Genomic DNA, 9,478 nt, shown 5'->3' on the forward strand with positions numbered 1-9,478 from the left:
GGCGGGGGCGCGGGGGTGGGCGCGCGCGCCGGCCGGGCCCACACCCGGGCCCGCCGGACGTGCCGGGTACTCCGGACGGTCAGGCAGAGGCGCCGGACGCGCCGGGTACCCCGGGCGCTCAGGCAGGGCCGCCGGACGCGCCGGGTACCCCGGGCGCTCAGCCAGGGCCGCCGGACGCGCCGGGTACCCCGGACGGTCAGGCAGGGGCGTCGTCCGGGTCGTCCTCGCGCAGTTCCGTCACCCGTTCCAGCAGGATCGGCTCCCAGGCGCGCCGCAACCGCGTCCTCAGCAGAGGCAGGGCGGTGTCGGAGCGGCCCGCGAGGGCGTCGGCGAGCTGGACGGCGGTGTCGCAGCGGGCCAGCCACAGGCCGCGCAGGCAGGGCCGGGCGCCGTACCCGGCGAGCGTGGCGGCGCGCACCGCGGCCGGCGAGCCGACGGAGAGCGCCAGCCCGGCGATGTCCTCGGCCGGGTCCCCGAGGACGGCGTCGGTCCAGCCGAGGACGCCGCGGACCCGGCCGTCGGCGCTGACCACCAGGTGCTCGCCGGTCAGCCCGTGGTGGACGAGGACCGCCGCACCCGGCTGCGCGCCGAGTTGGGCGGCCGCCTGCCGGGTGAGCCGCTCCGGACGCGTGGCGTCGAACTCGTCGGCCTCGGCGAGGCGTCCGGCGGCCCGCTCGGCGGCCCCGCGCAGCGCCTCCAGGGAGCGCGGGGCGGACCGGGGCACGCCGAGGGTCTCGGCCTGGCGGACCGGCACCTCGCGCACGGCGGTGAGCAGCGCCGCGAGGTCCGCCTCGCCCAGCGCGGACACGTCGTGGTCCTCGCCCGACCCGCCGGGCACCTTGGCGTCCAGCGTGTAGGTCAGCCCCGGTGCCCACTCGCCGTGCGCCACGCTGGTGGGCACCGCGACGGGCACGTACGGCCGCACCAGCTCGCGCAGGCGCAGTTCGCGGCGCTGGCGCACCGCCGCGTCGCGGTCGGGGGCCAGCCGCAGCACGTGCCGGGGGCCGACCCACCAGGTGGCGGGTCCCGCGCCCGCGGCGACGGGCCGTACGTCGGGTCGCGTGCTCCCGCCCAGCAGGGAGCCGACCAGTCGGCGGACGGTGTCCGCGGTGGGTGTCGGTGCCTGGGTCATGGTCGCGCCGTCGTCCTCCGGGTCTGCCGGGGCGGTCGGGGTCCTTCTGTCGCCGGTCACTCCACCACGACCAGCTCCCGGGTGGTGTCGTTGAACCGCCGGCCGCCGTCCTGAGTGACGGTGACGATGTCCTCGATGCGTACCCCGAACCGGCCGGGCAGATAGACGCCGGGCTCGACGGAGAAGCACATGCCGGGCACGAGGGGCCGCTCCTCGCCCTCGATCATGTACGGCGGTTCGTGCGTGGTGACGCCGATGCCGTGCCCGGTGCGGTGGATGAAGTACTCGCCGTACCCGGCGCCGGCGATGACCGCGCGGGCGGCCCGGTCGACGTCCTGGCAGGCGGCGCCGGGCCGCACCGCCCGGAAGCCGGCCTCCTGGGCCTCGCGGACCAGGTCGTGCACCCGGCGTTCCTCGTCGGTGGGTTCGCCGACGTGGACCGTGCGGGAGGTGTCCGAGCCGTAGCCGTCCTTCAGGCCGCCGAAGTCGAGGACGACCATGTCGCCGTCCTCGATGACGCGGTCGCCGACCTCGTGGTGCGGGTTGGCGCCGTTCGGTCCTGAGGCGACGATGGTGAAGTCGACCTGGGAGTGGCCGAAGCCCAGCAGCAGGCCGGCGAGGTCGGCGGCGACCTCGGACTCCCGGCGGCCGCCGAAGCGGACGGTGCGGATCTCCTCGAAAGCGGCGTCCGCCGCCGCGCCGGCCGCCGCCAGCAGTTCCAGCTCCGCCGCGTCCTTGACGGCGCGCAGCATGGGCAGCGCCTCGGTGAGGGAGGCGTAGGAGGTGCCGGGCAGGGCGCTTTGCAGGGCCAGCAGGTGCATCGCCCAGGCGTTGTCGCTGATGCCGAACCGCCCGGATCCGTCGAGGAGGGCGGCGGTGGCGGCGTAGGGGTCCTTGCCGTCGGTCCAGTCGCGCAGGGTGAGGGCGGGCGCGCCGGTCGCCTTCGCCGCGTCGGGGGCCTCCAGCGTGGGGACGACCAGCACGGGGTCGCGGCCGGGGGCGAGGACGAGCAGCGTGAGCCGTTCGGTGTCCGCGGTGGGCGCGTAACCGGTGAGCCACACGAGGTCCGGGCCCGGCGCCACCAGCAGACCGGCGAGACCGGCGTCGGCGGCCGTGTCCGCGGCGCGCTCCATGCGGGCCCGGTAGTCGTCGGCGGTGAAGGAAGGGGCGGGACTGCTGCCGGTCATCCGGGCCTCCCTGGGCGAAAGAGTGAAGGGACCACGGGCAGCATCCTGCCCGCAGCGCGGGGGCCGCGCGAGCCGATTGGCATGGAGCGACCACCCTGGCTAATGGTTTGATGCGTCGCAAGCATTAGCCAGGGGGGCGTGACGTTCGGGCGCCCGAAGGAGGGGGCACCGTGCTCGTACTCGCGCACATCAGCGATCTTCACCTCGACGGGAGCCCGCGCTCGACCGAGCGCGCCGCGCGGGTCCGCGACCACCTGTGGCGGCTGCCGGGGCGGGTGGACGCGCTGCTGGTGACCGGGGACATCGCGGACCACGGCACGGAGGCGGAGTACGAGGAGGCCGCCGGGCTCCTCGGGCTGCGCGACGGCACCGCGCCGTTCCCCGTGCTGACCTGCCCGGGCAACCACGACGTCCGCGCCCCCTACCGCAAGGCCCTGCTGGGCCGGCCCGCCGCCGACGGTCCGGTCAACGACGTGTGTGTCCTCGCCGGCGGCGCGGTGCTGATGTGCGACTCCAGCGTCCCGGGGAGCGACGAGGGGGAGCTGGACGAGGAGACGTACGGCTGGATCGAGTCGACGCTCGACGGGCTCGGCGACCGCCCGGCGCTGCTCGCCTTCCACCACCCGCCGACGGCCCTCCACCACCCCCTGCCCGACTCGTACCCGCTGCGCCGGCCCGAGCGCCTCGCCGCGCTGCTGGAGCGGCGGCCCCGGGTCGCGGGGCTGATCACCGGGCACGCCCACACCCCCGCCGCCACCGTCTTCGCCGGGCGGCCCGTGATGGTCGGCCCCGGGGTGACCTGGACCCTGCGGCTGTCCTGGGAGGGCGAGCAGGTCGCGGACCGGGACGCGCCGGTCGGGCTGGCCTACCACGTGCTGGACGACGCCGGACGGCTCACCAGCCACTTCCGCACCATCACGTGACGACCCCCGGAACGGCCGTCAACTGCTGGTAGCCGCCGCTCTCGTGGCGGACGGTGACCTTGACGTCCTTGCCGGGCCGCGCGCGGGCCACCGCGTGTGCGAGGTCGGCGGCCGAGTCGACGCGGGTCGTGCCGAACGCCAGGAGCACGTCGCCCCGGACCAGCCCCGCCGCGTACCCGGGGCCGGGCACGTGGACGCCCACGACCAGGGCTCCCGGTTTCTCGTGGTCCACGGCCTCCACGCCGAGGGTCGCGGCGGCCCGCGCCGGGGAGGGGGACGCCGCCGCCGACGGGTGCGCCGGGGCGGCGGGGGAGCCGGTTCCCTCCCCCGCGCCCGGTCCGGGTACCGCCGCTCCCGACCGCTGTTGCAGTGCGGCGAGTTCGCTCATGCCGATCACCGTGGCGCCCACCGTGCCGAGCCCCACGCCCGCCAGGAGCAGCACGGTCGCGGCGAACACGCCGAGCAGCAGGGTGGTCAGCCGCCGACGGCGCCGGCGCCCGGCGTGCGGGCGCCGGGGGCCGTCGGGTTCGGTGCCGGCGGCCGGTTCCCGGCCGGGCATCGGTTTGGGCCGCAACGCTGTCTGTTCCATGGATCGCCTCCGGCAGGTGCTCTACCCGGCGCACCGGCGCGTGACGAGCCACGAACGAGTGAGACTGAACGACGGTCAGGGCGTCGGCACGAGGGACCCCCTGGGCACGGGCGAGGGCACGGGCGCGGGCACGGGCGGGGCCGGGATCCGGTCCGGGAGGAATCCGTGGGTGCGTCCCGCCAGGTACTCGGCCTGGTAACGCGGGACGTTCCGGTGCCAGTTGAGGATGCCGGCCATCCAGTTCTGCAGGTCGGCCACGTAGCCACGCATGATGCCGCGTGCCTCGTCGGAGAGCTGGAAGTCGTCATAGACGACGGGGAGTTCGTGCGCGACGACGTGCTCGAACTGGCGCATGCGCTGGTTCATCAGGTCCTGTACGACCCGCAGGGCGGCCGGGTAGTCGACGCCGAAGAAGTTCTGCACGACGAGGACCGCGTTGTGGATCTCGCCCTCGTACTCGATCTCCTTCTGGTACGAGAAGACGTCGTTGAGGAGGCACGCGTAGTCGATCGCCGCGTTCTCCAGGGAGCGGACCGGACCGCTGCGGTAGACCTCGGGCGGCACGGCGGGCCCGTGTCCGGCGCGGCACAGGCCCAGCGTGAGGTCGGAGCCGAAGGTGGCGCGCCGCATCTCCAGGTAGTCCACCGGGTCGGGGACGCGGTTCTGGATCTGGTTGGACAGCTCCCACACCCAGGCCTCGGTCATCGTGTCGACGGCCGCCTTGAGGGGGCGTCGCTCCTCGGGCGTCATGCCGGCCGTCGTGCGCGCCCACAGGTCGGTCAGGGAGCGCTCCATGGCGTTGCCGGGCGGCGGGACCGGTTCGCCGTCGAGCGGCATGCAGGCCGACAGCCGGGCCGTGGTCAGCCGGGCGGCGGCCAGGTCGCGGCGGTGTCCGTGGACGAGCGGGTAGTAGTCGTCGCCGTAGGTCCCGAAGGCCAGCCAGTCGGAGGCCAGGTCGAGCTGGTCCTGGGTGGCGTCCGGGTCGAGACCGGCGGCGCACAGGGGGAGGTCGCAGCTCGCGAGCTTGTCCTCGTCCCAGACGCCCTCGCCGAGGATGCCCATCCGGTGCGACCACGCGAGCAGATGCCGCCGGGAGCCCTCCAGGGCGGGGCTCAGCTCCAGCGGGTACGGCATGCGGATGTCGGGGATGACCGACGGGCCGACCTTCTGGAAGGGAACGTACGTGTAGGGGCGGGTCCGCCGGGAGGCCGCGGCGGCGAGCAGCGTGCCGACGTCCGCGGCGGAGGTGCCGGGCCCGGTCAGCGCCTGCCAGCCGGCGGCGGGCCGGGCGCCCTTGTTCATGTACCGGCTGGAGCGCAGGTGCCATTCGTGGCCGCCGGACTGCCAGTCCTGGAGGCCCTTGGCGTACGCCCCGACGGCGGCGGCCTCGGGCGGGGTGAGTCCGTTCTCCAGGGCCACCGCGGGCACTTCGGTGAACGCGGTGTGCTCGAACTGGTGCAGGCGGGAGGTGAGGACGTCGTTGACCAGTTCGGCGGCCTCCTGGGTGGTGCAGTCGAAGAAGGTCTCCAGGACCAGCACTCCGTTGCTCAGCTCGCCCTCGTCCTCGACCTCGCGCTGGTAGGAGAAGAGGTCGTTGCGCAGGTGCACGCCGTCGGAGAACGTCTCCATCAGCACCCTGAGCGGCCGGGACCCGGCGACGGCCGCGGGCACCTCGGCGGTCGCGTACTCCACGAGCCCCGCCGACCAGGGGGCACCGCCGACCTTGCGGCGCATCTCGATGTACTCGACGGGGTTGGCGATCCGCCCCTCGTTGATGTTGGACAGCTCCCACAGGGACTCGTTGAGCAGGTGTTCGGTCGCGACGGCGAAGCGGCGGCGCCAGTCGGCCGACATCGCGGGCACCGTGCGCGTCCAGAGGTCGGCGAGACCGGCCTCGACCGGGTTCTCCGGCTCGGGCGTCCCGGTGGTGAGGTCGAGCGGCATGAACAGGGGCAGCCGGTCCAGGTGGGCCTTGCCGGCGACGCGGTCCTGGGTGCGCTTGAACCGCTCCAGGAAGTGGTCGTCGAAGAAGAAGACCCACACGTACCAGTCGGTGATCAGGGAGAGCGCCGGCCCGTCGCAGTCCGGGTGGGTGTAGGCGCAGAGCAGTCCGTAGTCGTGTGCGTCGAGGTCGGACCGCTCCCAGACCTCGGAGCCCTCCAGCATGCCCATCTCGCGCGCCCACGCCGTCGAGTGGGCGCGTGCCTCGTCGAGATGCGGGTTGAGCCGCGCCGGATGCGGCAGGTAGAAGTGCGGGAGTTCGAAGGGCTGTTGCGTCATGGCCCGGCACTACCCAGGGCCCCGAGGCCACATCCACCCGGCGGCACATGATCACACCATCGCGTGAAAGAGCGCGGAAGACGGGAACTCCGCGCTCAGGTCCTGACCTGGATCAGGGCGTGCGTCCCGCCGGTCCGCCAGCGCCGCTCCCCGCCGGACTCCAGCGCCGCCTCGGTCTTCCCGGTCAGGCCGGTGATCACGTCGGACTTGAGGGTGCGCAGGGCGGCGACGGGCCCCGGGAAGTACGCGGTGACGTCCGCGAAGGGCGTGGTCGGCGGCCACCACCGGTCGCCCACCAGGCGGCGGTAGTTCAGGTCGCCCTTGAGGACGGTGACGGTGGCCGCGGCGAACTCCGCGCGCAGGTCGTCGGGCAGGTCCGCGTACGGCAGCGGGGCGCAGGAGAAGGGGTGGGCGCGGACGGTGACGCGCCCGTCCCGCAGCGCGGTCCACAGACGCCGCCCGTACTCCTCGGCCGTACCGCCCGCCGCCACCAGCCGCCGCAGGGCGTCGAGCACGTCGGTGGGCGTGGCGTCGGAGACGTAGTACGGATGCGGCTTGACGTGCAGGACCGCCCGGTCGACGCGGCCCTCGGCGAGCAGGTGCGAGACGAGGAGCAGGTCGGGGACGAGTTCGCGGCCCGCGTTGTCGGCGACGAGGCACAGGGTGTTCGGTCCGGCCGTGTCCGGCCCGCCGGAGGGCGGGAGCAGGGACCACAGGGCGTCGCTGTCGTCGCACACGAGGGCCTCCACCTGCTCCCCGGTGCCGGTGCCGCCCTCGGAGAGACGGAAGCCGAGGTCCGCCCGGTTACCCCAGAGCGAGCCGTGCAGCAGGGCCCGGGTCCGCTCGTCGGCGGGCAGGGCGGCGAGGCCGTCGAGCGCGGCGAGTTCCTCGTCCGTGGCGGGGTCGTCGAGTTCGGCGAGCTTGGCGGGCCGGAAGGGATCGACGCCCTGCCAGGTGCCGGGGGCGAAGTACCCGACGGCGTCGAGGAGCCGGCGGTAGAAGTGGCTCTCGGCCCACAGCCAGGGCACGTCGTACCAGGAGCGGCCGGCGTACGCGTCCAGGCCCCACCGCGCCCAGCGGTCCCGGTCGCGGGCGTCGGCGTCCGCGGGCAGCGGTTCGATCACTCCGTCGGCGCAGCTGGCGAGCAGCGCGTCGAGGGCGCGCAGCCGTTCGGGGCCGTGGGGGAACGCGTCGCGCACCTGCCGGACGATGGCGGGGTGCCGGTCGGCGAGCACACCGTGCGGGAAGGACCCGGGCGCGTCGCCGAGGATGACGGGGGCGGGCTCGGACGGGGTGTCGGGCATGCGCCTCACCGTATCGCGCGGGCCGGTCCGCTCAGGCGGTCGCGGTCTCGCGCTCCAGGCGCGCGGCGAGGGTGACGTAGCGGGCGCGACGGGTCACCGGCACCATGCCTCGGATGAGGATGTGCCACATCTCGGCCAGGCGGCGGGGCTGGCGCCCGGCCGGTTCCAGGGTCCCGCTGACCACGCGGGTGCCGACGATGGAGCAGACGAGGGTGTGGGCGACGGAGTCGACGTCGATGTCCGGATGCAGGTCGGACTGACGGACGGCGTCGAGGAGCCGGGAGGTGGCGATCTCCCGCCACTCGGTGAAGGGGTGCGGCAGCGGCGGCCGTACCGGCACGCCCGCGGTGGCGAGCCGCAGACCGGCGCGCAGCACCGGCCCCTCCTCGCACAGCCGGGCCATACCGAAGGTGAGGCGCATCAGCGCCTCCAGCGAGGTGTAGCCGCGCCCGCCCAGGTCCGTCGCGAGTTGGCGCGAGGTCCTGGACTGGATCTCCATGATGGCGTGGGCGAGGTCTTCCTTCGCCGCGAAGTGGAAGTACAGGGCTCCCTTGGTGACCCCGGCGTGCGCCACGATCTCGCTCAGGCTGGTCGACTCGTAGCCGTGACGGTCGAACAGGTCGGCGGCGGCACCGACGATCGTCGCGCGGGTCTGCTCGGCGCGTAGCTGCCTCGCCATCGGCTGAAACTCTCCTGGGCTGGAACTCAACGGGCCGTGCGGCCTGCCTTTACCCCCTGTACACGATAACTCACCGATAACAGACCGTCAGATAGTCCTCCTTGTAGCCCTCCTTGCGACCCCGGCGCGGACGCCGAGGAAGCGCCGTTCGCGACCTGTCCCGTTCATCACGATGCGGCACCGACAACTCACACCTGGTCGCTGGTCACTTGACTACCAGCGGTCACTCACGGTTTGCTCCGGCCAGGCGAGATTCACCCGGTTGGCGCAGCGACACGTGGCTCCGGGCCACCTCGCCCCGTTCCTCCTGCTCGGCCGCACAGCGAGGTGCCCCAACCCCCATGAGTACTTCTCCCCCGCCCACCCACTCCCCCGGCCCGCTGCGCGCCGCGGCCCTCGCCGCGGCCGTCTGTCTGCTGACGGCCGGCTGCTCCGCCCTCGGCGGGGACGAGGACGGCTCGACGGCGGACGCCGCCGGCGGGTCCGGCGCCGACCGGATGAAGGTCGTCATGGTCACCCACGGCGGAGAGGGCGACGCCTTCTGGGACCGGGTGCGCAAGGGCGCCGAGGCGGCTGCGGCCAAGGACGGCATCGACCTGACGTACGCGGGCGACGCGGACACCGCCGACCAGGCCGACCTGGTGCGGGACGCCGTCCGCGACAAGGTGGACGGCATCGCCCTGACGCTGGCCAAGCCGCAGGCGATGAAGGCGCCGGTCGCCGAGGCCAAGGCGGCCGGCATCCCCGTGGTCGGCCTCAACTCCGGCATGGACGCCTGGCGGTCGACGGGACTCCTGGGGTACTTCGGCCAGGACGAGAGCGTCGCGGGCCGGGCCGTCGGCGACAAACTCAACGACCTCAAGGCCAAACACGCCCTGTGCGTCATCCACGAGCGTGGCAACGTGGCCGTGGAGGCCCGCTGCGCCGGCGTGAAGAAGACGTTCGAGGGCGAGACCGAGATGCTCTACGTCGAGGGCACCGACATGAAGGCGGTCGGCGCCGCGGTCACCGCGCGGCTGCGCCAGGACCCCAGCATCGACGAAGTCGTCATGAACGGCGCGGCGTTCGCCCTCACCGCGGTCAAGTCGGTCGACGAGGCGGGCAGCAGCGCCAATGTCGCCACCTTCGACCTCGACAACGACCTGGTCGCCGCCGTCAAACGCGGGGACGTCCAGTTCGCGGTGGACCAGCAGCCGTATCTCCAGGGCTATCTCGCGGTGGACGCGCTCTGGCTGTACCGGACCAACGGCAACGTCAGCGGCGGCGGGGTGGCGCCCGTGCTGACCGGCCCCGGGGGGGGGGGGGGGGGGGGGCCGGGCCCCCCCCCCCCCCCCGGGGCGAGCCGGGGGGCGCCGGCGCGCGCCCCCGCCCGCCCCCCCCCCCC

General features: G+C 74.3%; 8 protein-coding genes. 2 read left to right on the plus strand and 6 right to left on the minus strand.

Translation table 11 applies throughout. The features are described 5' to 3' along the window. Positions 1–196: 196 nt before the first annotated feature. Both ACFWR9_RS39460 and ACFWR9_RS39465 read right to left on the minus strand, forming a co-directional pair. The gene (locus ACFWR9_RS39460; RefSeq protein WP_383851566.1) at positions 197–1,132 is read right to left on the minus strand and encodes an aminoglycoside phosphotransferase family protein; all 936 of its coding nucleotides are present in this window, start codon (positions 1,130–1,132) and stop codon (positions 197–199) included. Positions 1,133–1,188: 56 nt separating this feature from the next. After that, the gene (locus tag ACFWR9_RS39465) at positions 1,189–2,319 is read right to left on the minus strand and encodes an aminopeptidase P family protein (RefSeq protein WP_383851569.1); all 1,131 of its coding nucleotides are present in this window, start codon (positions 2,317–2,319) and stop codon (positions 1,189–1,191) included. Between the two features lie 170 nt (positions 2,320–2,489). Here ACFWR9_RS39465 and ACFWR9_RS39470 point away from each other — a divergent pair, with 170 nt between their 5' ends. Next, positions 2,490–3,242, plus strand: coding sequence for a phosphodiesterase (locus tag ACFWR9_RS39470; protein WP_383851571.1), 753 nt, complete (start codon positions 2,490–2,492; stop codon positions 3,240–3,242). Here ACFWR9_RS39470 and ACFWR9_RS39475 read toward each other — a convergent pair. The 4 genes from ACFWR9_RS39475 to ACFWR9_RS39490 all read right to left on the minus strand — a co-directional run bounded on the left by ACFWR9_RS39475 (position 3,235) and on the right by ACFWR9_RS39490 (position 8,094). Beyond that, positions 3,235–3,831 (minus strand): PDZ domain-containing protein, encoded by a 597-nt coding sequence (locus ACFWR9_RS39475; protein ID WP_383851573.1) that lies wholly within the window; start codon positions 3,829–3,831, stop codon positions 3,235–3,237. The two genes, ACFWR9_RS39470 and ACFWR9_RS39475, sit on opposite strands and share 8 nt — an antisense overlap. 75 nt (positions 3,832–3,906) lie before the next feature. Continuing rightward, entirely contained in the window at positions 3,907–6,111 is a 2,205-nt protein-coding gene (gene cyc2, locus ACFWR9_RS39480) for a germacradienol/geosmin synthase Cyc2 (RefSeq protein WP_383851576.1), read from the minus strand. 95 nt (positions 6,112–6,206) lie between these two features. Then, entirely contained in the window at positions 6,207–7,415 is a 1,209-nt protein-coding gene (locus ACFWR9_RS39485) for a damage-control phosphatase ARMT1 family protein (RefSeq protein WP_383851579.1), read from the minus strand. Positions 7,416–7,446: 31 nt separating this feature from the next. Then, the gene (locus tag ACFWR9_RS39490) at positions 7,447–8,094 is read right to left on the minus strand and encodes a ScbR family autoregulator-binding transcription factor (protein WP_383851581.1); all 648 of its coding nucleotides are present in this window, start codon (positions 8,092–8,094) and stop codon (positions 7,447–7,449) included. A gap of 341 nt (positions 8,095–8,435) precedes the next feature. Here ACFWR9_RS39490 and ACFWR9_RS39495 point away from each other — a divergent pair. Next, the coding region (locus ACFWR9_RS39495) for a substrate-binding domain-containing protein (RefSeq protein WP_383851584.1) at positions 8,436–9,478 on the plus strand (1,043 nt) is incomplete at its 3' end.

This window comes from Streptomyces sp. NPDC058534 (assembly GCF_042717365.1).
Classification (GTDB): Bacteria; Actinomycetota; Actinomycetes; order Streptomycetales; family Streptomycetaceae; genus Streptomyces.

Coding starts and splice junctions, on each gene's coding strand:
- ACFWR9_RS39460 (WP_383851566.1), bottom strand. CDS start 1,132: ATGACCCAGGCACCGACACCCACCGCGGACACCGTCCGCCGACTGGTC.
- ACFWR9_RS39465 (WP_383851569.1), bottom strand. CDS start 2,319: ATGACCGGCAGCAGTCCCGCCCCTTCCTTCACCGCCGACGACTACCGG.
- ACFWR9_RS39475 (WP_383851573.1), bottom strand. CDS start 3,831: ATGGAACAGACAGCGTTGCGGCCCAAACCGATGCCCGGCCGGGAACCG.
- cyc2 (WP_383851576.1), bottom strand. CDS start 6,111: ATGACGCAACAGCCCTTCGAACTCCCGCACTTCTACCTGCCGCATCCG.
- ACFWR9_RS39485 (WP_383851579.1), bottom strand. CDS start 7,415: ATGCCCGACACCCCGTCCGAGCCCGCCCCCGTCATCCTCGGCGACGCG.
- ACFWR9_RS39490 (WP_383851581.1), bottom strand. CDS start 8,094: ATGGCGAGGCAGCTACGCGCCGAGCAGACCCGCGCGACGATCGTCGGT.